This window comes from Saccharopolyspora sp. NPDC049357 (genome assembly GCF_040677225.1).
Taxonomy (GTDB): domain Bacteria; phylum Actinomycetota; class Actinomycetes; order Mycobacteriales; family Pseudonocardiaceae; genus Saccharopolyspora.
Genome location: NZ_JBFAQJ010000020.1, coordinates 54,784 through 78,781 on the forward strand (window position 1 = coordinate 54,784; position 23,998 = coordinate 78,781).

Here is a 23,998-nt window from a genome sequence, read left to right on the forward strand (position 1 = left end):
CCGAGCATCTGCGCACCGCCGGTTCAGCAGCAGTCAACGCCGTCTGTGAAGCGAACTTGGAGGAACTTGTGGCTCGCATCGGTGTCGTCAGCATCTCGGACGGGCGTGGTCACGTGCACGCCCGCAACGCCGAGTTCATCCAGTCCAAACAGGACGCTCTGGTCGCCTCGCTGCGCGCGGCCGGCCACGAGGTCGTCGTCGGCGGCGATCTGGTCGCCACCAACTCCCTGGCCGTCTCCGTCGCCCGCGAGGTCGCGGCGGCCGACGTGGACGTCACCGTCTTCTACTACGCGGTCTGGTCGTTCCCGCACTTCACGATGCTGGCCGCGGACGCCACCCGCAGCCCGCTGGTGCTGGTGGCCAGCACCGACCCCACCGAGCCCGGCCTGGTCGGGATGCTCGCCGCGGGTGGCGCGCTGGACCAGATCGGCCGCAAGCACACCCGCGCCTGGGGAGCCCCCGACGACGCCGACCTGGCCGCCAAGATCGGCGTGCACGCGCAGGCATCGGCCGCGGTGAGCTCGCTGCACGGCTCCACCTTCGGCCGCTTCGGCGGGCGTCCGATGGGCATGAACACCGCCGTCGCCAACACCGACCAGTGGATGCGCAAGTTCGGCGTCGACGTCGAGGAGATCGACCAGTACGAGCTCGTGCTGCGCGCCGAGCAGGCCGACGGCGCCGAAGCGAAGAAGGCCCGCGAGTGGATCGAGCAGCACGCGGCCGGGGTGCACTACGACGGCGACAAGCTGACCCCTGAGCTGCTCGAACGCCAGATCCGCTCCTACCTGGCGATCCGGGACATCATCGACGAGCGCGCCCTGGACTTCTCCGGGATCAAGGCGCAGCCCGAGCTGACCGAGAACTTCGCGACGATGGACGTCACCGAGGCGTTCCTCAACGACCCCTACGACTGGAACGGCCCCAAGCAGCCGCACGTGTGCGCCACCGAGGCCGACATGGACGGCGCCCTGACGATGCAGCTGTTCAAGGCCATCTCCGGCACTCCCGTGCTGTTCGCCGACGTCCGGCACTACCACGCCGACCGCGACATCTGGGACCTGTGCAACTCCGGCCAGCACGCCACCTGGTACGCCGCGCGCAGCGACGACCCGGCCGAGAACCTGTCGAAGGTCAACTTCTACCCGGAGGTGTTCTTCTTCCCCGCGGGCGGCGCCTCGGTGCAGCACATCGCGGCCCCGGGAGAGATGACGCTCGGCCGTCTGACCAGGGAGAACGGCGAGTACCGGCTCCAGCTGATGCTCGGCGAGTTCGAGAACTACGACGAGGCGACGAACAAGATCCTCGTCGACCAGTCCACACCGGAGTGGCCGCACGCGTTCGCGCGGCTGGACGCGCCGGGCGAGGTGTTCCTGTCGAAGTTCGGGGCGAACCACATCCACGCGGTGCCCGGTGATCACCGGGCCGCGCTGCGGGCCGTGGCCGAACAGCTGGACATCCGCCTGGACGAGTGGAGCCGGGGGTCGGGGTCGTGAGTGCTGAAGCCGGTGCGGGCCGGCTTCAGCACTCACAGGCGGTCCTGCTCGGCATCGACATCGGCACCTCCAGCTCGAAGGGGGTGCTGGTCGACGCCACGGGCAAGATCGTCGCGCGTGCGAGCCGACCGCACCAGACCTCGCACCCGCACCCCGGCTGGGTGGAGCACGACGCGGAATCGGTGTGGTGGGCGGACTTCCTGGAGCTGACCAGGGAACTGCTGCCCGCCGCCGAGGGCTACGAGCTCGCCGGGCTGGGCGTCAGCGGCATCGGACCGGTGCTGCTGCCCGCTGACGGCAGCGGAAAACCGCTGCGCCCGGCGATCCTCTACGGCGTCGACACCCGCGCCACCGACGAGATCGACGAGCTCACCGCCGAACTCGGCGCCGACGAGATCCTGCGGCGCGGTGGTTCGGCGCTGTCCAGCCAGGCCGTGGGGCCGAAGATCCGGTGGCTGGCCGAGCACGAGCCGGAGGTCTACCGGCGCACCGAGATGCTGCTGATGTGCAGCTCGTACCTGGTGCACCGGCTGACCGGGCGGTACGTGCTCGACCACCACTCGGCCAGCCAGTGCGACCCGATCTACGACCTGCGTGCGCGGGACTGGTCCGCGGACTGGGCCGCCCGTGTCGCACCGGACCTGCCGCTGCCGGAACTGGCCTGGCCGACCGAGGTCGTCGGCCGCGTCGGGGCGGAGGCCTCGGCCGAAACCGGTCTGCCGGAAGGACTTCCGGTCACCGCGGGCACGGTGGACGCCTGGGCCGAGGCGACCAGCGTCGGCGTGCGCGCTCCGGGTGACGTGATGCTGATGTACGGGACCACGATGTTCTTCGTCGAGGTCCTCGACGAGGTCACGCCCCACCCGGCGCTGTGGGGCACCTGCGGAGCCTTCCCCGACACCTACACGCTGGCCGCCGGCATGGCGACCTCCGGTGCGGTCACCGACTGGCTGCGCGTGCTCGTCGACGGCGACTTCGCGCAGCTCGTCTCGGAGGCCGCGACGGTCCCGGCGGGCTCGCGAGGCCTGCTGCTGCTGCCGTACTTCGCCGGGGAGCGCACGCCGATCTTCGACCCGTCGGCGCGTGGCGTGCTCGCCGGACTGACCTTGGAGCACGGTCGTGCCGAGCTGTACCGGGCGGCGTTGGAGGGGATCTCCTTCGGCGTCCGGCACAACCTGGAGGCGATGGGGCAGGCGGGTGGTTCCGCGCGGCGGCTGGTCGCGGTCGGCGGTGGCACGCAGGGCGGGTTGTGGACGCAGATCGTCTCCGACATCACCGGCAAGGAGCAGCAGATCCCCGCCGAGACCGTCGGGGCCGCCTACGGGAACGCCCTGCTGGCCGGTGTCGGTACCGGCACGGCGGTGGACCCGGACGCCTGGAACCCGATCGTGGACACCGTTCGGCCCAACCCGGACAACACCGAGCGCTACGAGAACTACTACCGCCACTACCGCGACCTGTACGACTCAACGACCCGAATCGCCCACTTCCTGGCCGCAGAACAACACGCAGCCGACCAACACCCCTGACCCGTGCCGACCGTCCTCCAGATCCCCCACGAGCTCTCTGGCCCCGCGCCCTCGGTCCCAACAAGATCGCCAACCCCGCGCCCACGGTCCCTGCCCGGATTACCGCGGTAATCGGGGACCGGATTACCGCAGTAATCGGGGGTCTGATTACGGCGGTTTTCGGGGTTGGGGGTGTGCGGCGTGCGATCTTGTTAAGCTCACTCGTCTGGGTGATGCGGTGCGAGATCGTGGGAGGTCGCGGTGGCACGGCGTGTTCTCGCGGCCGGGTTGGCGCTGGTTGCGCTGGTGGTTGCCGGGTGTTCGCGGTCTGAAGCCGGTGTCGCGCCTGCCGCGCCGGTCCGGGACCTGGGTGCGCACCAGGTGTTCCGGCACCAGGTCTACGCCCAGCGCGACACCGGGGCGCTGCGCCTGGACCTGTACCTGCCGCCGCGCGCGGGGGTCGCGACACCGCTGGTCGTCTACGTGCACGGGGGCGGCTGGGACGCGGGCGTCCGCACCCTCGACGCCGATCCGTCCGCGCCGGAATCCTTAGCGGCGCAACGGCTTCTGGAGCGGGGCTACGCCGTGGCCACCGTGGACTACCGGCTGACCGGGGTCGCGCGGTCGCCCGCGCAGTTCGTCGACGTCGCCGATGCGGTGCGCTGGTTGCAGGAGAACTCCTCGCGGTGGGGGATCGACCGGAATCGGGTCGGCCTGTGGGGAGCCTCGGCCGGGGGACACCTGGTCGCGCAGCTCGGGGCGGTGGCCGGGGACCCGGCCAAGCCCGGTGGCGGCTTGACCGGAATCCGGGCGGTGGTCGACTGGTTCGGCCCCAGCGATCTCAGCGCCGAGGCGCAGCACGAACACCCGCAGCTGCAGGACTACGCGCGCCGCGCGATCACCGGGTTGCTCGGCTGCATGCCGGTCGACTGCCCCGACGTCGCCGACGCGGCCAGCCCGGGGCGCAACATCTCAGGCGACGAACCTCCGTTCCTGATCCAGCAGGGAACCGCGGACTCGCTGGTGCCGCTGGACCAGAGCCTCGACTTCGCCGCGGCGCTGCGCAGCCGCGGCGTCACCGCCGAAATGCACCCCTACCAGGGCCTCGACCACGGCTTCGGCAAAGGCCCGCAGACCGCGCTCATCGTCGACACCCTCGACGCCTTCGTGCGCACGCACGTGTAGCCCACGGGCGGTTTTGGTCCGGACTGACCGGGCAAGAAGGAAAACCGCTCGCTGCCCGGAGGACGCGGCGGCGAGCGACTCAGTTCTGGGTGACGTCGGCCCCGTTGAGAGAGGCGTCGTCCTCCCGGCGGATCTCGGCGATGTCGCCCGAACCCGCGGTCTCGGCGAGCGGCTGCACCGAGTTCCGGAACGTCTCCAGGGCGTCGAGCTCCCGGCGCCGGGCCGAGACGAAGCGCTGCAGGTGGGTGCTGGAGAGGTTGACCGCGTCCACCGCGTTGGAGGCCGCGCGCTGCGAACGGACCGCCTGGCTGCGGACCTGCTCGATGTCCTCGGCGAGGGTGCGTTCGGTCGAGGCGAACATCGCCGCCGAGGCCAGCACCGCGAAACCCGTGGGGCCGCACAGGAAGACCCGCTTGCCCAGCAGCCACGACAGCAGCTGCGGGTCGGTGTCCAGCGCCGCGACGACGGCGGCGTCGGAGGGCACGAACATGATCGAGCCGTAGATCGCGTCAGCCCAGCGCTGGTACCCCTTGCTCGCCAGCTCGGTGGCCCGGGAGCGGATGTTGCGCACGTGCACCCGCAGGGCGTCGGCGCGCTCCTCGGCGTTGTCGGTCTCCATCGCCTCCGCCCACACCGCGAGGCTGGCCTTGGAGTCCACCGGCACCTGTCGGCCGCCGCCGACTTCGAGCACCATGTCCGGGCGTGCCGCGCCGCCGCCCGCCAGGTCGGTCTGCAGCGTGAAGTGGATGCCCTCCCGCAGTCCCAGCGACCGCGCGGTCTCCACCAGGACTTGTTCGCCCAGCTCGCCGCGGCCGGTGATGGAGGCGAACGCGACCTCGTAGCGGCGCAGCGCGGCTTGCTGCGCGGTGCTGCGGGCCCGTTCGGCTTCGACCATCCGCATCGCCTCGTCGGCACGGCGCGCGCTGTCGCTGTAGAGCCGCCAGATCAGCAACAACGCCGCCGCGACCAGCAGGATCAGCACGACGACGAACCCGACCAGCACCCCAGTTCCCACACGACCTCCATCCGTGAGACGTTCCCCGCATCATCCAAGACGCCTCCGACAAGATCACCCGAGGCGCGCAGGCCATTCGAATTTCGCGCGAAATTCGAGCCCGAGCTTTGGCCTTCCAATTTCGCGCGAAATTCGAATGGCTCACCCTGACGGGTGGGATCTGATCGCGTCTGGTGAACATCGGATCACGCTGCGGTGCGACACGCCGAAGTGGCCTGGGGGGTCGAGCGGCGTTGATCGCGGCGCCGCTAGCTTGGGTGCCATGCGGGTACTGCACACCTCGGACTGGCACGTGGGCCGGACTTTCCACGGCCGTGACCTGCTCGAAGATCAAGAAGCCGTGCTCGGCGGACTGGCCGAGCTGGTGACCGAGGAGCAGGTCGACGTCGTGGTGGTCGCCGGTGATCTCTACGACCGGGCGGTGCCCTCCGGCGAGGCGGTGCAGACGTGCGTGCGCGTGCTCTCGCGCCTGCGCGAGACCGGCGCGCAGCTGGTGATCACCTCCGGCAACCACGATTCCGCGCCCCGGGTCGGCGCGTTCGCCGAGTTCGCCGCCGCGGGCGGCCTGCACCTGCGCACCCGCATCGACCGGCTGCACGAGCCGGTGCTGATCGACGACGAGCACGGCCCGGTCGCCTTCTACGGCATCCCGTACCTCGAACCCGACCCCGCCAAGCACGCGCTGAAGGCCAGCGCCGACGCGCCCGGCGCGAGCTCCGAGATCGAAAGCCGCGGCCACACCGCGGTTCTCACCGAGGCGATGAACCGCATCCGCGCCGACCTCGGCGACCGTCCACAGGGGACTCGCTCGGTGGTGCTGGCGCACGCCTTCGTCACCGGTGGCGAGGGCAGCGAGTCCGAGCGCACCATCGCCGTCGGCGGCGTCGAGCAGGTGCCGGGCTCGGTGTTCGACGGCGTCGACTACGTCGCGCTCGGCCACCTGCACGGTCCGCAGACCCTCGCCGAGCACGTGCGCTACTCGGGCAGCCCGCTGGCCTACTCGTTCTCCGAGGCCAGGCACCACAAGTCGGTGTGGCTGGTCGACCTCGGCGCCGACGGGCTCACCGAGGTGCGACGCCGGGAGCTGCCGGTCCCGCGCCGGTTGGCCACCGTCGAAGGCGAGCTCGACGACCTGCTGGCCGACCCGGAGCACGCCGAGATCGAGGACTGCTACGTCTCGGCGACGCTGACCGACGAGGTCCGCCCGCTGGAAGCCATGCGCCGCCTGCAAGAACGCTTCCCGTACGCGGTGCACCTCGAGTGGCGACCGGCGGCGGGCAAGGCCACCGCGCCGCTGCGCTACGCCGAGATCGTCCGGGGCCGCGACGACAACTCGCTGGCCGCCCGGTTCGTCGAGGACTGCCGGGGAGCAGAACCCAACTCTTCCGAGCGCGCGCTGCTCGACCAGGCGCTGCACGCGGTCACCAACGCCGAGGGGGCCGAATGAGGCTGCACAGCCTGGAAGTCACCGCCTTCGGCCCGTACCGCGATCATCAGGTCGTGGACTTCGACCAGCTCGGCGCCGACGGGCTGTTCCTGCTGCACGGCGACACCGGCGCGGGCAAGACCACGCTGCTCGACGCCATCGCCTTCGCCCTCTACGGCGCCGTGCCGGGCGCGCGCAACGACGCCAAGCGGCTGCGCTGCGACACCGCCGCCGACGAGGTCAACACCAGCGTCGTGCTGGAGCTGACGATCCAGGGCCAGCGGTTGCGGCTGGAACGCAGCCCGGAGTACCAGCGCCCGAAGAAGCGCGGCGAGGGCTACACGACCCAGCAGGCGAAGGCGTCGCTGATCTGGATCGGCGGGACGCCGGACGCGCAGCCGCCGGAGGGCCTGACCCGCATCGACGAGGTCGGCCGCACGGTGCAGCGGCTGCTCGGCATGAGCGTCGAGCAGTTCTTCCAGGTCGTGATGCTGCCGCAGGGCGAGTTCGCGAAGTTCCTGCGCGCCGACACCGGTGAACGCGAGAAGCTGCTGGAGCGGCTGTTCGGCACCGAGCGGTTCGGCCAGGTCGAGAACTGGTTCACCGAGCGCCGCCGCGAGCGCCGCCGCGAGGTCGAAGCGCAGTCGCAGCAGGTCCGCGAGCTCAACGCCCGCATCTCGCAGGTGTCCGGCGCTCCGCAGACCTCCGAGGTGGGCGACGAGAACTGGCTGGAGGACATCGAGAAGCAGGCCCTGCGCGACCTGGAGAACACCGGCGCCGAGCACACCCGGCTCCGCCGCGAACGCGACCAGGCCGAAGCGGCGTTGACCGAGCGCCGCGAGCTCGCGGAGAAGGTCCGCCGCGTCCGCCAGGCCAACGCCACGCTCGCCGAGATCGACGCCAAGCAGGCCGAGCACGACGCCTGGCGGGCCGAGCGCGCCGCCGCCATCCGCGCGGTCCCGGTGATCTCCTCGCGCCGTGCCGCCGACCGAGCCGAGCAGGAGCGCGACCGAGCGCACGCCGAGGTCACCACCTGGGCCGCCCGCTGCGAGGTCGACCCCGCGAAGCCGCTCGACGAGCTGCGCACCCGCGCGGGCGCCGAGCGCGAGCGGGCCGGCGCCTTGGCGCAGCTGATTCCCGAAGCGCAGCAACAGGAATCCGACCAGCGCAAGCTCGCCGAACTCGCCGCCGCGATCACGGCGGACGAGAAGCGCGAGACCGAACTAGTCGGCCAGCGCGACGGTCTGCCCGACCGCATCACCGAGGCCCGCAAGCGCGTCGACGAGGCCAAGCACGCCGAAGTCCGCCTGGAAACCGTGCGCACCCGGGGCACCGAGGTCGCCTCCCTGCTGACCACCGCGCGCGAGATCCCCGCTGCGCAGCGGGAACTCGAATCGGCGAAGACCCGCGCGCAACAGGCCGTCGACGCCCACCAGCAGGCCCGCGACCGGCTGCAGGACCTGCGTTCGCGGCGCTTGGCGGGCATGGCCGCCGAACTCGCCACCCGGCTCGCCGACGGCGAACCGTGCCCGGTCTGCGGCTCGGCGGAGCACCCCGACCCGAAGCGCCCGGTCGACGACCAGGTTCGCGCCGAGGACGAAGACGCCGCCCAGACCGCTGAGCAGCGAGCCCAGACCGATCGGGAACGCGCCACGACCGCCGCGCAGCAGGCCGAGCAGCAGCTCGCCAACCTGGGCGAACGCCTCGGTGAGCACACCGAGTCCGAGCTGGCCGACGAGCTGGAGCAGCTGCGCGCCGAGCAGAACCGGCTGAGCGAGACCGCCGCCGACATCGCCCGGCGCGAGGCCGAGCTGACCAAGCTGGAGTCGGCGACCGACGAGCTCGGCGATCAGATCTCCGCGCTGCGAACAAAGATCGCCGCGTCGCGCAGCGAGAACAGCACGCTCACCAAGGCTATCGAGGAGCGCGAGGCCCGATTGCGCGACGGGCGAGGCGATTTCGACAGCATCGCCGACCGCCGCGCGCACCTGCTCGACGTCGCCGACAGGCTGGAACGGCTCATCGCCGCCCGCACGGCCCGCGACGACGCCGAGCTGCGCCTCGCCGAAGCACGCACCGCGCTCGCCGAAGCCGCCACCGCAGCGGATTTCGCGAACGTCGACGAAGCCCTGGCCGCCGAGCGCGACGACCGGCGCCTCGCCGAACTGGACGAGTCGCTGGCCGAGGTCGACCGCCGGGCCGCAGGCGCGCGGGAGGCGCTCGCCAGCGCCGAGCTGTTCGGCGTGGACCCGGACACCGAGGTCGGCCTGGAGCGGGCGTCGGAAGCGGCGACCGTGGCCCGCGAAGCCGCCGAGCGCGCGGCGGCGCTGGCCCACCGATCCGAGCAGCGGCACGCCGAGCTCGCCGACCTCGGCGGACGGCTCCGCTCGGCGTGGGCGCAGCTGGGGCCGGCGATGGCCGAGCACGCCGAGCTGGAGGCCCTGTCGGACGTGGTCAACGGGCGCGGCCAGAACGCGCGCAAGATGTCGCTGCGCGCCTACGTCCTGGCGGCCCGGTTGGAGGAGGTCGCGGTCGCCGCGACCCGCCGCCTGCAGCGGATGAGCGACGGCCGCTACTCGTTCGTGCACTCCGACGCGGCCGGTGCTCGCGGCACGCGCGGCGGCCTGGGCCTGGACGTCCTCGACGACTACTCGGGCAAGATCCGTCCGGCCAAGACCCTCTCCGGCGGCGAATCGTTCCTGGCCTCGCTGTCACTGGCGCTGGGCCTGGCCGACGTCGTCGCGGCCGAGACCGGTGGCGCGCTGCTGGACACGCTGTTCATCGACGAGGGGTTCGGCACGCTCGACGCGGACACGCTGGACCTGGTCATGGACACCCTCGACGAACTCCGCGCAGGTGGCAGGGTCGTCGGCCTCGTCTCCCACGTCGAGGAGATGCGCCAGCGCATCGCCGTTCGCCTCAGGGTCCGCAAGTCCCGCCACGGCTCAAGCCTGGAACTGTCGGCCAATGGTCAGGGCAGCGCTTGATCAGCGGTGCAGGTGGCGGAACCTCAGCGGCCCCCTGGAACCGGGCGCCACTCCTGATGTGTGCCAATGCACGGCGTCGCGGCGCCCGGCCCCGGAGAACCGCTGAGAACCCGCGGCGGTGCGAGCTGAGTCCCACACCTGAAGCAACGGCTACGCCGCATTTCAACAGTTCTCAGGAGTTGCGGCGCTCGTGTTCGAGTAGCCACTTCTTGCGGTCGGAGCCCCAGCGGAACTCGCCCACCGATCCGTCGCTGCGGACGATGCGGTGGCAGGGCACGAACAGCGCTGCGGCGTTGCGCGAGCACGCCGTCGCCGCGGCCCGGACCGCGCGGGGCTTTCCGGTGAGACCGGCGAATTCGGAGTAGCTGAAGAGCTTTCCGGGGGTGACGGTGCGCAGCACCTTCCACGCGTGCTGCAGGTAGGGGCCGGAGTGCTGGCTGACCGGGATGTCGTCGATGGCCTGCAGATCACCCTCGTGGTAGGCGGTGATCGCCTTGGTCACCGGGCCGAGGTCGTCGACCTGCACCAGCTCCTCGAACATCAGCGACGGCGCGACCTGCGGCAGCAGGTCATCGGTCCAGGCCGTCCAGCCGGAGGCGAGCACGACGCCGTCGGTGTCGACCACCGCGCAGAACGGTCCCGCCGGAGTTTCCACAGTGGACCACTTGATCACGATTTCTCCCAGTTTTCGTAGGATTTCTGCCGTGTCGCGGGGCCGTTGGCCGCGGCCTCCCACAGCAGCACACCGGCGTAGGAGCGCCACGGGCTCCAACGCCTGGCGTGCGCGGACAGATCGGCGGGTTCTTCGGGGATTCCTAGCAGCCCCGCACCCCGCTTCAGGGCCAGATCGCCGGAAAGAAGCACATCGGGGGTCCCGAGCACCCGCATCACCACGTAGCTCGACGTCCACGGCCCCACGCCCCGGATGCGCTCCAGGTCTTCGCGCAGTTCCGCCTCGTCGCGCCCGGGGTGCAGCGCGAGCCTCCCCTCGGCGACGGCGGCGGCCACGTCCCGCACGGTTTCCGCACGTCGCCGGGGGCCCGGCAGTGCTGCGGCCGCGTGCTCTGCGAGCACCTCGGCGGTGGGGAACAGCCTGGTCACCCCGCCTTCGGGGTGCGGCAGCTCATCGCCGAGTTCGGTGACGAGCCGTTCAGTGGTCGAGCGCGCGGCGGCGACCGAGATCTGCTGGCCGATCACCGCCCGCACCACGATCTCCAGCCCGTCCACCGCCCCGGGTACGCGGATCCCGGGGGAGCGTTGGAGGGATTCCCGCAGCAGCGGGTCGGTGCCGAGCACCTCGCCGATCGCGACCGGGTCGGCGTCGAGGTCCAGCAACCGGCGCAGCCTGGCCACCGCGCTGCCCAGATCCCGCAGGTCGGACAGCCGCAGGGTGCAGGCGACGTGCTTGTCGGCCGCGCGCAGCGTCGCGATGCCGGTGCCGTGCGGGAGTCGCAGCGACCGGGAGTAGCAGCCGTCACCGGACTCCTCCATCCCGGTCAGCGCCCGGCGGGCCAGGAACCGCAGCACACCGGCGATGTCGCACGGCGCGCGGAACGGCAGCCGCAGCCGCACGGTCCCCGCCCCGCTGGGCGCACCGCGCTTCTGCCCGCGCAGTTCGGTGGGCGTGCGGCCGAAGATCTCCCGCATCGTGTCGTTGAACTGCCGCAGGCTCGCGAAGCCGGCCGCGAACGCGACGTCGCTGAACGAGATGTCGGTCGTCTCGATCAGCACCCGCGCCGAGTGCGCCCGGTTCGCCCGCGCCAGCCCCAGCGGGCCCGCGCCGAGCTCCGAGGTGAGCACCCTGGTCAGGTGCCGCTCGGAGTAGCCGAGCTTGTCGGCCAGCCCCTGCACCCCGCAGCGGTCGACGACTCCGTCGCTGATCAGCCGCATCGCGCGCCCGGCGAGGTCGGCACGCAGATCCCACTCGGGGGATCCGGGAACCGCGTCGGGCAGGCAGCGGCGGCACGCCCGGTACCCGGCGGCCTGCGCGGCGGCGGCGGTCGGGTAGAACTCGCTGTTGCTGCGCTTGGGCGTGCGAGCCGGGCAGGACGGCCGGCAGTAGATCCCGGTCGACCGCACGGCGTGGATGAAGCAGCCGTCGAACCGCGCGTCACGCGCGGCCACGGCCCTGAACGCTTCCTCTGTTTCCACCAGCACGACCTCGATGTTCCCAGCGCTGGGGAGCGGTTACTAGCGGGAATCGGACACGACGGGGACGACCGGGCCCGATGGTCCGGGAGCGGAACGCCTAAACTCCCAAGGCGTGAGTCTCACCCTCGGAATCGTCGGTCTGCCCAACGTCGGCAAGTCCACCATGTTCAACGCGCTGACCAGCAACGACGCGCTCGCGGCGAACTACCCGTTCGCCACCATCGAGCCCAACGTCGGCGTGGTGCCGTTGCCGGACGCCCGGCTGGACAAGCTGGCCGAGGTGTTCGGCTCCGCCAAGACGGTGCCCGCCACCGTCTCGTTCGTCGACATCGCGGGCCTGGTCAAGGGCGCCTCGGAGGGTCAGGGCCTGGGCAACAAGTTCCTCGCCAACATCCGCGAGGCCGACGCGATCTGCCAGGTCATCCGCGTCTTCGACGATCCCGACGTGGTGCACGTCGACGGCCGCGTCGACCCGTCCAGCGACATCGAGACGATCAACACCGAGCTGATCATCGCCGACATGCAGACGCTGGAGAAGGCGCTGCCGCGGATGGAGAAGGAAGCGCGGACGAACAAGGACAAGCGTCCCGCGCTGGAGGCCGTCAAGAAGGCGCAGACGATCCTGGAGGACGGCAAGACGCTGTTCGCCGCGGGCATCGGCAAGGACGACCCCGACCTGCGGGAACTCAACCTGCTGACGACCAAGCCCTTCCTGTACGTGTTCAACGCGGACGAGGGCGTGCTGTCCGAGGAGTCCAAGCAGAAGGAGCTGCGCGAGCTGGTCGCCCCGGCGGACGCGGTGTTCCTGGACGCCAAGGTCGAGGCGGAGCTCATGGAGCTCGACGAGGAGTCGCAGCGGGAGCTGCTGGAGTCCATCGGCCAGGAGGAGCCGGGCCTCAGCGCCCTGGCCCGCGCGGGCTTCCACACGCTCGGCCTGCAGACCTACCTCACGGCAGGCCCCAAGGAGGCCCGCGCCTGGACGATCCCGCAGGGCGCGACCGCCCCGCAGGCCGCAGGCGTGATCCACACCGACTTCGAGCGCGGCTTCATCAAGGCCGAGATCGTCTCCTACGACGACCTCATCGCCGCAGGCTCCATGGCCGACGCCAAGTCCGCGGGCAAGGTCCGCATGGAGGGCAAGGACTACATCATGGTCGACGGAGACGTCGTGGAGTTCCGCTTCAACGTCTGATCTGCCCTGGTCGCCTCGCTCTGGAGCGGGTGGTGATCGAGATCAGCGGCATCCCCCTATGGTGTGGGCATGGCTGAACGCGTCACCCGCCCCAAGCGGGGCTCCTGGATCGTCGGCGTGTGCGCTGGGGTCGCCGACGGACTAGGGCTGCCGAGGAGCTTGGTGCGACTCCTGTTCGTGCTGGCCGCCGGTGCCGGGGGCGCCGGCGTGATCGTCTACTTCCTGCTGTGGACGTTCACCAAGGCCGAATAGCCCGCCCCGGTCGGCCACCACACCGGACGCCTCGCTGCCAGGTCCGCGAACGAGGACCGAGCGCGTACGGCTTCTTCGGGGAGACGAACGTTCCCTTCCCGAATTGGACTTGAGCAGACCTTCGTCGCGGAGCGCGTTCTGATCCGCGCACTCCACGGCAGGCCCGGACCGACCCAGATCGGTTCGGGCCGTCATCCGCTTGACCAGTGAATTGACTGCTCTGACGCTGCTGCGTATAAAGTAGGTACGTACCTACAAGGTGGTGGTCTCGATGTCGACCATGAGCGCGCGTGAGTTCAACCAGGATGTCAGCGCGGCCAAGCGGGCTGCGGCGGAAGACGGGCCTTTGTTCATCACCGATCGCGGCGAATCCGCGTTCGTCCTGCTCACTGTCCAGGATTACGAGCGCTTGGCAGAGCAGCGCAGCGTTGCCGATTGGCTGCAGCTGGACGACGAGATCGAGTTCGAGCCGCCGCGCCTCGAATCGTTCCCCCGGGCGGCTGAACTGTGAGCTTCCTTCTCGACACCAATGTGATCAGCGAACTTCGCAAGAAACCCGGCGTGGTCGACTCGCGGGTCCTCGAGTGGGCGACGGCTCTCTCCTCAGGAGAGGCGTGCATCAGCGTCATCACCGTGATGGAGATCGAGCTCGGCATCGCGCGCGTGGAACGCCGTGACGCCGCGCAAGGGGCTGTTCTGCGCAACTGGCTGGAGAAGCAGGTCTTGGTCGGGTTCTCGGGGCGAGTGCTGCCCGTCGATGTGCCTGTCGCGCGCAGGGCGGCGTTGCTGCACGTCCCGGACCCGCGTCCCGAGCGCGATGCTTTCATCGCCGCGACTGCTGTCGTGCACGGATTGACGGTGGCCACTCGCAACGTCGCCGACTTCCAACCCACTGGGGTGGCTGCCGTAAACCCGTGGGAATCCTGAGCGGGGGCGGGCAGCGGTTCGTCGAGCGAGGCGGTTGCTCAGGCCGGATCGGTCCGGGCCTGCGTCGTGGGAGCGTCCGAGTGGCTGATCTTGGGGGAAACGCCTGTTTTCGTCCCTGAGTTGCCCTAGCCTCCTGCCGAGAACGGTGGTGTGCCATCGGTTTTGGCTGGACGGGGTGAGGGGCGTTGCCGGAGGGCGACAACAGCGAGCGGTCGGGATCGAGGGGTTCGGACACGCCCAGATGGGTCGCGAACATCGGAGCCGTTGGTTCGGTGGTCGCCCTCCTCGGGTTCCTGGGGTTCGCCAACATCGGGCAGCTGGGCAACGCGCTCGACGACGCCCTGGGTGGTAGCGCCTCCTCGTCCGCTGAGCCGTCGAGAGCCTCGGTGACCAGCGAGGACGACGAGCCGAGCTCCACCTACAGGCCGACGCGCACCTACACGACCGAGCCGACGAAGACCGCATCGCTGGACGACTCGGCGACCGACGAAACCCCGTTCACGACCGCTGCTCTGCTGCCCGACGACTTCGAGGACGATCGCGGCGTCGGCTACGCCCGCGTCGCGTCGGGGGTGCACGGCTGCACCGACGCCTCCCACATGTCCGACAACGTCCGGCGAGTGCTGAGCGGCTACGACTGCGACCTGACCGTCACCGGGAACTACCTGAAATCGGGCGACGTCTCGGAGGACGCCGACGTGCTCGTGTCGGTCCAGGTCATCCGCTTCGACGACATCTCGACGGCGAAGGCGGTCAAGGAGCGCATCGTCGCCGGAGGCTCGTGGGACTTCGGCATCTGGTGCCCGAACGAGGGGCGCGGGAGCGACGCCTGCGACGGCTACGAGCGGGCGCGGACCGAGAGCTACGTCAGCTACGACCACCGGTACGTGGTCCACGCCGTCGCCCTGTACGTGAACCTGAGCTCGTCTCCCGACGCGGAGACCGCCACCGACGCGGCGGCGGATGCGGCCGTCACCGAGATCGGCCCGGAGAACTACACCGGCGACTGAGCCGAGTCCATCGCCTACGACTTCTTCGGGACGACGAACGTCGCTCACCCGCACGTCCTCGCGGCTTGGTGGAGTCGGCGTCAACCCGTGGGGAGTCTGAGCGCGGACGTCAGCAGTTCGTCGAGGGAGACGGGTTTGCTGAGGTAGTAGCCCTGGACGTGGTCGCAACCGATGTCGCGGAGGAAGTCGAGCTGCTGTGCCGTCTCGACGCCTTCGGCCACGACGTCGAGGCCGATCGCGTGGGCCATGGTGATGATGCTGGTGACGATGACCTGGAGCTCCTCCGAATCGCTCAGGTCGGTGATGAAGGATCGGTCGATCTTGAGGGTGTCCAGCGGGAGCCGGCGGAGCTGGGCCAAGGACGAATAGCCGGTGCCGAAGTCGTCGATCGCCAGTGACACGCCCAACTCGCGCAAGGTTTCCAGCACGCGCGCTGCCGCGGCCGGGTCGTGCATGATCGCCTCCTCGGTGATCTCCAGGCACAAGGCGTGGGCGGGCAGACCCGAATCCGCGAGGGCGTGCTGCACGAGGCTCGGCAGGCGGGGGTCGTCGAGCTGGCGCGGCGAGAGGTTCGCGTTGAGCGTCAGGTCGAGTCGATGTCGCTCGCGCTCGGTGGCGAGTTCGCGGGTCGCCGAGCGCAGCATGTGCGCGCCGATGGAGTTGATCAGGTTGCTCTCCTCGGCCACCGGGATGAACTCGGCGGGTGAGATCGGGCCGTGGACCGGGTGGCGCCACCGCAGCAATCCCTCCGCGGCCACCGTGCGATCTGTGCGCAGATCGGCGACGGGCTGGTAGGCCACCCAGAGCTGGTTCCGTCCCGCGGCGTGGCGGAGGTCCTGCTCCAGGTCCATGTGCCGCTGCACGCGCTTGCGGAGCACCACGTCGAAGAAGGCGTGGCGCCCGCCACCCCGCGTCTTGGCCTGGTACATGGCCACGTCGGCATCGCGCAGGAGGTCTTCACCGGATCGGTCATCGCCGGGCAGGGCCACGACTATGCCGATGCTGCCGTTGACGTGCAGCGCTCTGCCCTGCATTCGGATCGGTTCGGTCAGGGCGTCGAGCAGGCGCGTGCAGCGCTCGGCGAGCGCGTGGTGATCGCTCTCGTCGTTGACGAGGACCACGAATTCGTCGCCGCCCAGTCGGCCGACCAGGCCGTTCGGGGGCGTCGCGCGCACCAGCCGCTGCCCGGCGTGGTCCAGGACGGCGTCGCCGACGCCATGCCCGAGCGAATCGTTGATGATCTTGAAGTTGTCCAGGTCGAGGAACAGCACGGCCATCGGCTGCTCCTGGTGTCGCGCCTGCTCCAGGTGTCGGAGCACCAGCGTGCGGTTGCCAGGCCGGTCAGCGGATCGTGGGTGGCCTCGTGCTCCAAGCGGTTCTGGGCGGCGCGCCTCTCGGTGATGTCGGTGAACGACACGACGACCTTGGAAGGCGTTCCCGTCGCGGTGTTCAACGAGCGAGAGGTGACCGCCAACCAGGCGATGCGGCCGTCCGTTCGTTCGAGGCGGACCACCTGGGAGTTCAACACGGGTACGCGACCCTCCAGCCGCAGCGCTGCCCCGGATTCGTCGAACAGGCGCCAGGAGGCGAGCACGGAACCGACGATCTCGGATTCGCGTGCGCCGAGCACGCGTCGAGCAGCCGGGTTGGCCGACTCGATGATGCCCGCGGAGCCGAGCACGACGACGCCTTCGTCGAGCGTGTCGACCACCGTCGCGAAGTCCTGCTCCGCCCGGTGCCGCTCCGCCTTCTCGTGGCGAGCCAGCTCCTGCTGCATCCGCGCGATGTGGCGGGTTTCGCTCAGGATGCGCGCGCGCATCGTCTCCACCGCACGCGCGACCGCGGTCAACTCGGGCGGGCCGGCCTCGTGGACGGGGCGGTCGAGGTCGCCCTCCGACACCTTGTTGACCTGCGACACGAGTGTGCGCAGCGGGCGGGTGAGCGAGTTGCGGAGCAGCAGGATCGCCGTCGCCCAGGAGATGAGGCCGACCAGGGCGAGCGCCAGCGTGAGCCAGTTCGCGGCCGTGCGCGCTGCCGCGGCTCGGGCTTCTTCCGCCGCTTCGATCGCGTCGACTCGGGTGCTCAGCTCCTTCAGCTCGCCCCGCAGCACGGCGGCGTGCTGCTGTTCGGACTCCTTCTCGGGAGTCGAGAGGTTGAGCGGACCCGGGCTGCGGCTTCGCGCGATCAGCGGCTCGACGGATTCGTGCCGCCATTCCTGCGCGGCCGCGTCGACCTGGCTCAGCAGGTCCTGCACCGCGGGGTCGTCGGCGAGTCGAAGCCCCACGGTGTCGTGGAACTGGGCGGCGTTGGCCTGGTCGGCTGCGTACGCCTGGAGGAAGGCCGGGTCATCGGTCAGCAGGAACGCCCGCACGCGGTTCTCCTGCTGGGCGTAGGTCGTGACCAGGTTGGCGGTGCCGTTCTGCGCGGGCACGACCTTGGTGATCAGTTTCGTCGTCGAGTCCTCGACCCGCTGTCGCAGGGCGAACATCCCGCCGGTGATCACCACGGTCACCACCATCAATGCCCCGACGAGTGCGTAGAGGCGTCCCAGCAGGGAAAACCGTCCTCGCCGTCGTGGACCCATCCCACGAGTATGCGAGACCGGCGCGCACCACACTGGCCAGGCGAAGCCGCAGGTCACCCCGTTGCCGAGCCGCTGGGAGAGGTGGCCACGCCGCTCCAGCGGTTCCGGGGGGGTGCTCCCCGAAGCGCCCCTGAACCCCTGGCCAGGCCCTCGCCGCACGGGGGATCACTGGCGGCCGTTCCCGCTGCTGCGGTGTGTTCTCCTAGGACGTGCTCGGAGCGCGGGAGGGGCGATGACGTCGAAGACGCAGTTGCGGAAAGCGGCCTTGGGGTTGCCCCAGGTGGAGGAGCGGAGCCACCTCGGAACGCTGTCGTTCTCGGTGCGGGGCAAGGGTTTCGCGTCGCTGACCGGAGAAGGCGTCGTTCAGGTGTGGCTCACCGACGAGGACGCCGAGGCGTTCCTGGCGAAGGTTCCGGGGGAGCAGTTGGCGCGGGCGGGCGAGCCGTTCGGGATCGCCGTGCCGCTGGCGGAGATCAACGGCAAGGACCTCAACGAGCTGATCCTCCTGGCCTGGAGTTGCCGCGCGCCCGAGAGCCTGGTCCGGGCACAGCAAGCTGATCCCGCCGACTCGGACCTGCCCACGTCGATCGGCCGTCCCGCGACGAGAGCCCTGCACGGCGCCGGAGTCACCACGCTCGCCCAGCTCACCACCTGGACCGACGAAGATCTCCTCGCACTCCACGGAGTGGGCCCGAAAGCCATCCGCATCCTCACCGAAACCCTCCACGAACACGGCCTCCGCTGAGCCCGTGAGCCCGGGCTCGGACTGCGGCGAAACCCTGGCCCTGCCCGCTCTGCTCCGTCCGGGTTGGGCGGAATTGGGGGAGGGCGCGGCGTACATCTACTCAGCGCGGGAACGTTCTTCACCTCTGCCGCAGCACCCCTGCTGACCTGCAACATCGTGGAACGACCGACGTTGGGGTGGGGAGCGGTGATGATCGAGGAGAACCGGAGGATCGGCAGGCCGATGTGCCGTTCGGCGAACTTCGCCGTGGTGCTGCGGGAAGCCCAGTGGGAGCTCGACCGGGTGGCCTTCCGGCTGCCCAGGGGCGAGGTCTCCCGGAGCGAACGACACAGGCTGGCCGACGTGCTGACCGAACTGGCCGACCACCTCCGCGACTACGACGGCTGACCGGCGGCCGGGTGAACCCGGGGCCTTTCGGGGTTCCGTCCCACCACGGGACTGCTAGCGTCGGACGGGTGAGTCCGGTACTCGTGATCGGCGCGGGCGTGCACGGCCTGACCTGCGGGGTCGTGCTGGCCGAAGCGGGTCGGCAAGTGCGGATCCGCACCGCTGAGCGGCCCCGCGAGACGACCTCGGCGGTCGCCGGGGCGATGTGGGGCCCGGCGCGGCTCAAACCACCGGAACGAGTGCTCTACTGGGCGACCCTGTCGCACGCCGAGTTCACCGCGCTGGCGCGCGACGAGGACTCCGGCGTGCACCTGGCCCCCGGCCGGATGGCGGCGCGTTTCGACCTCGGCGACGTCGTCCCGCCGGAAACCAAGCTGATCCCCGACCTGCATCGATGCGGCGAGCAGGAGCTGCCCGAGGGCTTCGTCTGGGGCTACCGGGGCACGGTCCCGCTGATCGACATGCCCCGCTACCTCGACTACCTCCTGGCCCGGTTCCAGGCGGCCGGTGGCGAGATCCTGCTGGCGTCCGTGCCGTCGCTGGCCGACGCCGCCGCCGAATCGGACATCGTCGTCAACTGCACCGGCGTCGGGGCGCACGAACTCGTCGGCGACCCCGGGGTGCACCCGGTGCTCGGCCAGCACGTCGTGGTGCGCAACCCCGGCATCGACGAGTACTTCATCGAGCTCAGCGAGGGCGGCGAGTTCACGTCGTGGATGCCGCACGGCGATCGGGTGGTGCTCGGCGGCATCGCCGTGGACCACGACTGGCGGCGGACACCGCGAGCCGAGGTCAGCGCGCGGATCCGTCGCCGCGTCGCCCAGCTCGAACCGCGGCTCGCCGACGCCGAGGTGCTGGAGGAGACCGTCGGGCTGCGGCCGGGCCGCGACTCGGTGCGGGTCGACGTCGAGCACTACGAGGGCGCCCGCATCATCCACGACTACGGCCACGCCGGCTGCGGCGTCGGCCTGTCCTGGGGCTGCGCCTTCGAAGTCGCTGACCTGGTCGAGGGCTAGGCGAGCCGTTCAGGCCTACCCGAACTGCTCCACGACGCTGTCGATCTCCTGCGCCAGCGACGTGTCGTTGCTCGTGATGCCGCCCTTGAAGTGCGTCGACAGGTAGAACGTCACCTTGTTGAAGCGGATGTCGATGTCGGGGTGGTGGTTCTCGTTCTCGGCGATCTCGGCGATGCGCATGACAGCCTGGATGGCCTGCGGAAACCCGGGGAAGTCGACCACGCGGACGATGTTGTCGCCGTCCCGGTGCCACTCCGGCAGGTGTTCCAGCGCCTCGGCGATCTGCGCGTCTGTGAGGAGTTCGGTCATGCCCTCATGGTGCCCGAGTGAGAGCGAATCGACCGCCTGCGACGTGCCCAGCCTGAGATCGAGCTGAGAATCCGGCCGATCACCGTGAGAAGGCGCTGAGACCGGATGCTCGCGGCGGGTGGCGGTCGGCATGCTGGTCACCATGTTGCCTCGGGTTCTGGTGGTCGACGACGAGCCGGGAGTGCGGACCGCGCTGCGCCGCGGGTTGTCCGCGGAAGGCATGGAGGTCAGCGTCGCCGCCGACGGCCCCGAAGCGCTGCGCCTGGCCATGACCGGCGCCTTCGACGTCGTGCTGCTCGACGTCATGCTGCCCGGCATGTCCGGTTACCGGGTGCTGGAGCGGATGCGCGAGCAGGACGTGACCACGCCGGTGCTGCTGATCTCGGCCAAGAGCGGCGAGGTCGACCAGGCCGACGGGCTCGATCTCGGAGCCGACGGCTACCTGGTCAAGCCCTTCTCCTTCCTGGTGCTCGTGGCTCAGGTGCGGGCGCTGCTGCGGCGGCGCGACAACGCGAGCCAGCAGGCGTGCCTGCGGGTCGGGGCGCTGGAGATCGACCGCAGCAACCGCGAGGTGCACTGGGACGGCCAACCCGTCACGCTCTCACCGCGCGAGTTCGGGCTGCTCGTCGCGCTCGCCAGCCACCCCGAGTCGGTGGTGCCCAAGGACGACCTGCTGCGCATGGTGTGGGGCGAGGAGCAGTTCGTCACCCGCAACGTCGTCGAGGTCTACGTCGGCTACCTGCGCCGCAAGCTCACCGCCGTGGGGGCCGGGGAGCTGGTGCAGACCGTGCGCGGGCAGGGCTACCGCGTGTGCGCCGAAGCATGATCAGGAGGCTGCGCGGCTGGTGGCAGCGCCGCACCATCCAGTTCCGCACGAGCGTCGTGGCCACCGTCGTCGCGTTGATCGGTCTCGGAGTGGTCGCGCACGCCGGGGCCGGGATCGTCAGCTGGCTGCTGATCGACTCCGTCGACGCGGACCTCAAGCGCATCGCGGGCGGCACCGCGAGCCACGTCGCCGCCGGTTCGCCCGTCGTCGGCCGGCCCGACGTGCGCGTGCTCGGCGAGAACGGGGAGCCGGTCGACGGCTTGCCCAGCGCGAACCTGAGCGAGTGGCAGATCGCCGAGCTGAGCGCGGGCAGCGGCGTGCTCGACTTCGAGGCACCCGCCGAGCTGCACCGCTGGCGAGGCGTCCCGGTCATCGACCCCGGCGGCCGGCACCTGCTGGTGGCCGCTGAAGCCCGCCTGGTCGGTTTCGCCGACACCGCCGGGCGCACCGGGAAGCTGCTCAGCTTCGGATCGGTGCTGGCAGCGGCCCTGGTCGGCTTCGCGACCTGGCTGGTCGTGCACCGCTCGCTGCGGCCGGTCGACCGGATCCGCAGCGCCGCCGCCGGACTGCCCGAAGGCGAGCGGCTCCCGGTCCCCGAGGCCGCCGACGAGATCCGGGCGCTGGCCGAAGAGCTCAACGCGATGCTCGCCCGCCGCGACGCCGACACCGAACGGCTGCGCCGGTTCACCGGCGACGCGGCCCACGAGCTGCGCAACCCCGTCGCCTCCATCCGCGCCCAGGCCGAGGTCGCGGTCATGCACCCCGACCCGGACATCGCCCACGAGACGCTGCAGGACATCGCCCTCGAAGCGCAGCGGCTGTCCACGCTGGTGGAGAGCCTGCTCGCACTCGCCCGCGCGGAGCGCGAGGTCGAACCGACCCGCCCGGTGGACCTGGCTGCGGCCGCGCGCACGGCGGCCGAACGGCTCGGCAGCGACGTCGAACTGGACGTGCCCGAGGACCCGGTGCTCGTGCTGGCCGCGCCCGCCGAGGTCTCGACGGTGCTGGAGAACATCATCGGCAACGCCCAGCGCTACACCCGGACGTCGGTGCGGGTGTCGGTGCAGGCCGAGCCGGGAATGGGCGTGCGACTGCTGGTCGACGACGACGGTCCCGGCATCCCGGCCGAGCACCGGCCGCGCGTGTTCGACCGCTTCTACCGCGTCGAACCGGACCGGGCCCGCAGCACCGGCGGTGCCGGGCTCGGCCTGGCGCTGGCGGCCGAGGCCGTGCGCAGGCGCGGCGGATCGGTGCGCGCCGGCGAGGCGCCCTCGGGCGGTGCGCGCATCGAGGTCCGCTGGCCGGCCGCGCGCTGACGTCGGGCAAGATTCGTGAACGTGGCGGTTCTGCGGAGTACCGGTCTGATCGAGGCACCACTGGCCACCGTGGGGGCCGCGCTGCGGCACACCCGGACGGCTGAGACGGGGTTGGCCGACCTCGGCATTCGCGGCCGGTCGCTGACCAGCCCGGATTCGCTGCTGGTGCCCGGCGATGAACTCGCGTTCCGGCTCTCCGCGTTCACCCTGACCACGCGCATCGTGCGGGCCGACGCCGACCGGTTGAGCTCGGTGCTGGTCGCCGGGCCGCTCGCACAGCTGCGGCACGACGCGGTCCTGGCCCAGGTCGGCCCGCGCACGCTGCTCACCGATTCGGTGCGGTGGACGAGCCCGTTCGGCCCGCTGGGCAGGCTCGGCGATGTGGCCGTGGGTCGGCGGTTGGTGCTCGACGTGCTGGCCGCTCGCATCCGCGCCGTCCGCGAACTCGCCGAGTCCTGGGCGGCGCGGGAGATCGTCGTGGGGACCGCGATCGTGCACGAGGGACGTTTGCTCGCTCAGCAGCGCGGCTACCCGGCCTCGCACGCCGGTCAGTGGGAGCTGCCGGGCGGGCGCGTCGAACCCGGCGAGGAGGAGCCCGACGCCGTGGTCCGCGAGTGCCGCGAAGAGCTCGACGTCGAGGTCCGTCCCACCGGCCGCCTCGGCACCGACGTGCCCTTGGACAACGGCATGCTGCTGCGCATCCACACAGCGGAGCTCAAGGACCCCGCCCAGCAGCCCACGGCGGTCGAGCACCGCGACGTCCGCTGGGTGAGCGCCGGTGAGCTGCCCGCACTCGAATGGCTCGAAACCGACCGAGTCCTCCTGCACACCTTGCGCGAACTACTCGGCGCCTAGCGTTCGAGCAGCTCAGCAGGGTCGAGCGAAAGCTGGAACGGCAGGTCGGTCTCGAATCGCTCAGCCTCTGAGCCGACGGCCTCGGTGCGGTATTTGCCGTTCTCGAGCCGTAGGAGCTCGACTTCGACGCGTCGGGACCTGTAGTTGACTTCAACGCGCATGAAGTAGGGGATCTCTGCTTCGCCGCACATGCCGGGCTTGTTGACACGATCGTTGTGCTTGCTCGATCGCGACACGCACTCGCCGACCAGCAGAACGTCATCCGGTGGGATCCACATGCGTCCGTGTCCAGGCCGTCTGAGCACCACGAAATCCGGCTCGATCCACTTCTGCACGTCGAGCAACACGTTGACGGTCAGGTAGAAGTGGTGTCCCGCCTGGTCGGCGGCGGTTTCCAACTGCTTGCCGAGCTGCCACACGGCGAACATGTTGGCCGTACCTTCACGCGGGCTCATGATCAGCTTTCCGTCCAGGCACTCGTACTTGGCCGGGGGCATCCCCGGGATCGGCAGGTACCTGTCGGCGAGCTCAGGCGTCCACAGCCCGTCGAGGTCGACGAGCGGGTCGAACGGACCTTCCGGGTCGAATGCCGGTGCTGCCACGGCGGCACTCCTCTCGACCTGGGACTCGGTGTCGCTGTGCATCACAACAGTACCCATGCGGCCAAGTTGCACGGTGGTGATCAGCGGGCGCCAGGGGTTCCACCCGTTCCCGGGTCCGACGTTCGTGGAAGTGGTTGCGCTGAGTGAGTGAGGGGTTTCGCGGGGTGTGTGGCGGGGAGTCCGATTTTCGGATTTTTGATCTTGTTCTCGTT

At 70.5% G+C, this 23,998-nt stretch carries 22 protein-coding genes and 1 pseudogene; 16 read left to right on the forward strand and 7 right to left on the reverse strand.

All coding sequences use genetic code 11. The annotated features are described in order from the left end of the window. Window positions 1-68: 68 nt before the first annotated feature. The 3 genes from AB0J91_RS18305 to AB0J91_RS18315 all read left to right on the forward strand — a co-directional run bounded on the left by AB0J91_RS18305 (window position 69) and on the right by AB0J91_RS18315 (window position 4,186). Window positions 69-1,493, forward strand: a complete 1,425-nt coding sequence (locus AB0J91_RS18305; RefSeq protein WP_363870124.1) for an L-fucose/L-arabinose isomerase family protein — start codon at window positions 69-71, stop codon at window positions 1,491-1,493. Next, window positions 1,490-3,022, forward strand: a complete 1,533-nt coding sequence (locus AB0J91_RS18310) for an FGGY-family carbohydrate kinase (RefSeq protein WP_363870127.1) — start codon at window positions 1,490-1,492, stop codon at window positions 3,020-3,022. The genes AB0J91_RS18305 and AB0J91_RS18310 overlap by 4 nt, the downstream gene beginning before the upstream one ends. Before the next feature lie 240 nt (window positions 3,023-3,262). Next, the gene (locus AB0J91_RS18315) at window positions 3,263-4,186 is read left to right on the forward strand and encodes an alpha/beta hydrolase (protein WP_363870130.1); all 924 of its coding nucleotides are present in this window, start codon (window positions 3,263-3,265) and stop codon (window positions 4,184-4,186) included. Window positions 4,187-4,265: 79 nt separating this feature from the next. Here AB0J91_RS18315 and AB0J91_RS18320 read toward each other — a convergent pair whose 3' ends face one another. Beyond that, a complete protein-coding gene (locus tag AB0J91_RS18320; protein ID WP_132673997.1) occupies window positions 4,266-5,201 on the reverse strand; it encodes a DNA recombination protein RmuC in 936 nt (311 codons plus the stop codon). A 262-nt stretch (window positions 5,202-5,463) separates the two neighbouring features. On the opposite strand from AB0J91_RS18320, the gene AB0J91_RS18325 reads away from it, so the two are divergent. Both AB0J91_RS18325 and AB0J91_RS18330 read left to right on the forward strand, forming a co-directional pair. Continuing rightward, window positions 5,464-6,648, forward strand: coding sequence for an exonuclease SbcCD subunit D (locus AB0J91_RS18325; RefSeq protein ID WP_363870133.1), 1,185 nt, complete (start codon window positions 5,464-5,466; stop codon window positions 6,646-6,648). Continuing rightward, window positions 6,645-9,614: an SMC family ATPase gene (locus AB0J91_RS18330; RefSeq protein WP_363870136.1), complete on the forward strand. Its 2,970-nt coding sequence runs from the start codon at window positions 6,645-6,647 to the stop codon at window positions 9,612-9,614. Before AB0J91_RS18325 ends, AB0J91_RS18330 begins: the two co-directional genes overlap by 4 nt. Window positions 9,615-9,786: 172 nt before the next feature. On the opposite strand, the gene AB0J91_RS18335 is transcribed toward AB0J91_RS18330, so the two are convergent. Next, window positions 9,787-10,290, reverse strand: a complete 504-nt coding sequence (locus AB0J91_RS18335; protein ID WP_363789748.1) for a methylated-DNA--[protein]-cysteine S-methyltransferase — start codon at window positions 10,288-10,290, stop codon at window positions 9,787-9,789. Then, window positions 10,284-11,771, reverse strand: a complete 1,488-nt coding sequence (locus AB0J91_RS18340; RefSeq protein ID WP_363870139.1) for an AlkA N-terminal domain-containing protein — start codon at window positions 11,769-11,771, stop codon at window positions 10,284-10,286. The genes AB0J91_RS18335 and AB0J91_RS18340 overlap by 7 nt, the downstream gene beginning before the upstream one ends. A 106-nt stretch (window positions 11,772-11,877) precedes the next feature. Between AB0J91_RS18340 and ychF the strand changes: the two genes are divergently transcribed. The 5 genes from ychF to AB0J91_RS18365 all read left to right on the forward strand — a co-directional run bounded on the left by ychF (window position 11,878) and on the right by AB0J91_RS18365 (window position 15,146). Continuing rightward, the gene (ychF, locus tag AB0J91_RS18345; RefSeq protein WP_363870142.1) at window positions 11,878-12,957 is read left to right on the forward strand and encodes a redox-regulated ATPase YchF; all 1,080 of its coding nucleotides are present in this window, start codon (window positions 11,878-11,880) and stop codon (window positions 12,955-12,957) included. A 69-nt stretch (window positions 12,958-13,026) separates the two neighbouring features. After that, on the forward strand, window positions 13,027-13,209 hold the full coding sequence (locus AB0J91_RS18350; protein WP_363870145.1) for a PspC domain-containing protein: 183 nt from the start codon (window positions 13,027-13,029) through the stop codon (window positions 13,207-13,209). Window positions 13,210-13,480: 271 nt separating this feature from the next. After that, window positions 13,481-13,720: a type II toxin-antitoxin system prevent-host-death family antitoxin gene (locus AB0J91_RS18355; RefSeq protein WP_363870147.1), complete on the forward strand. Its 240-nt coding sequence runs from the start codon at window positions 13,481-13,483 to the stop codon at window positions 13,718-13,720. Then, window positions 13,717-14,136: a type II toxin-antitoxin system VapC family toxin gene (locus tag AB0J91_RS18360; RefSeq protein WP_363870150.1), complete on the forward strand. Its 420-nt coding sequence runs from the start codon at window positions 13,717-13,719 to the stop codon at window positions 14,134-14,136. Before AB0J91_RS18355 ends, AB0J91_RS18360 begins: the two co-directional genes overlap by 4 nt. A gap of 272 nt (window positions 14,137-14,408) precedes the next feature. Then, window positions 14,409-15,146: a hypothetical protein gene (locus AB0J91_RS18365; protein WP_363870153.1), complete on the forward strand. Its 738-nt coding sequence runs from the start codon at window positions 14,409-14,411 to the stop codon at window positions 15,144-15,146. A gap of 80 nt (window positions 15,147-15,226) precedes the next feature. Here AB0J91_RS18365 and AB0J91_RS18370 read toward each other — a convergent pair whose 3' ends face one another. Next, window positions 15,227-16,423, reverse strand: a complete 1,197-nt coding sequence (locus AB0J91_RS18370; RefSeq protein WP_363870156.1) for an EAL domain-containing protein — start codon at window positions 16,421-16,423, stop codon at window positions 15,227-15,229. 152 nt (window positions 16,424-16,575) lie between these two features. Then, window positions 16,576-17,730, reverse strand: a pseudogene (locus tag AB0J91_RS18375) (CHASE3 domain-containing protein); the annotation flags it as partial. A 232-nt stretch (window positions 17,731-17,962) separates the two neighbouring features. On the opposite strand from AB0J91_RS18375, the gene AB0J91_RS18380 reads away from it, so the two are divergent. The 3 genes from AB0J91_RS18380 (at window position 17,963) to AB0J91_RS18390 (ending at window position 19,878) form a co-directional block, all read left to right on the forward strand. Next, window positions 17,963-18,475: a hypothetical protein gene (locus AB0J91_RS18380; protein WP_363870159.1), complete on the forward strand. Its 513-nt coding sequence runs from the start codon at window positions 17,963-17,965 to the stop codon at window positions 18,473-18,475. Between the two features lie 189 nt (window positions 18,476-18,664). Then, the gene (locus AB0J91_RS18385) at window positions 18,665-18,862 is read left to right on the forward strand and encodes a hypothetical protein (protein ID WP_363789481.1); all 198 of its coding nucleotides are present in this window, start codon (window positions 18,665-18,667) and stop codon (window positions 18,860-18,862) included. Between the two features lie 68 nt (window positions 18,863-18,930). Further along, window positions 18,931-19,878, forward strand: coding sequence for an FAD-dependent oxidoreductase (locus AB0J91_RS18390; protein WP_363789482.1), 948 nt, complete (start codon window positions 18,931-18,933; stop codon window positions 19,876-19,878). Between the two features lie 15 nt (window positions 19,879-19,893). Here the strand turns inward: AB0J91_RS18390 and AB0J91_RS18395 are convergent, their stop codons facing one another. After that, window positions 19,894-20,187, reverse strand: a complete 294-nt coding sequence (locus AB0J91_RS18395) for a 4a-hydroxytetrahydrobiopterin dehydratase (protein WP_363789483.1) — start codon at window positions 20,185-20,187, stop codon at window positions 19,894-19,896. Window positions 20,188-20,329: 142 nt separating this feature from the next. Between AB0J91_RS18395 and AB0J91_RS18400 the strand changes: the two genes are divergently transcribed. From AB0J91_RS18400 to AB0J91_RS18410, 3 genes are read left to right on the forward strand one after another with little or no spacing between them, the layout of a single operon-like run. After that, window positions 20,330-21,013 carry a response regulator transcription factor gene (locus tag AB0J91_RS18400; protein WP_132619623.1) on the forward strand — a complete coding sequence of 228 codons (684 nt, stop codon included), beginning with the start codon at window positions 20,330-20,332 and terminating at the stop codon, window positions 21,011-21,013. Then, window positions 21,010-22,329, forward strand: a complete 1,320-nt coding sequence (locus AB0J91_RS18405; RefSeq protein WP_363870162.1) for a HAMP domain-containing sensor histidine kinase — start codon at window positions 21,010-21,012, stop codon at window positions 22,327-22,329. The genes AB0J91_RS18400 and AB0J91_RS18405 overlap by 4 nt, the downstream gene beginning before the upstream one ends. A 21-nt stretch (window positions 22,330-22,350) precedes the next feature. Beyond that, window positions 22,351-23,184, forward strand: a complete 834-nt coding sequence (locus AB0J91_RS18410) for an NUDIX domain-containing protein (RefSeq protein WP_363870165.1) — start codon at window positions 22,351-22,353, stop codon at window positions 23,182-23,184. Here the strand turns inward: AB0J91_RS18410 and AB0J91_RS18415 are convergent. Further along, window positions 23,181-23,858 (reverse strand): Uma2 family endonuclease, encoded by a 678-nt coding sequence (locus AB0J91_RS18415; protein ID WP_363870168.1) that lies wholly within the window; start codon window positions 23,856-23,858, stop codon window positions 23,181-23,183. The genes AB0J91_RS18410 and AB0J91_RS18415 overlap by 4 nt on opposite strands. Window positions 23,859-23,998: the final 140 nt, after the last annotated feature.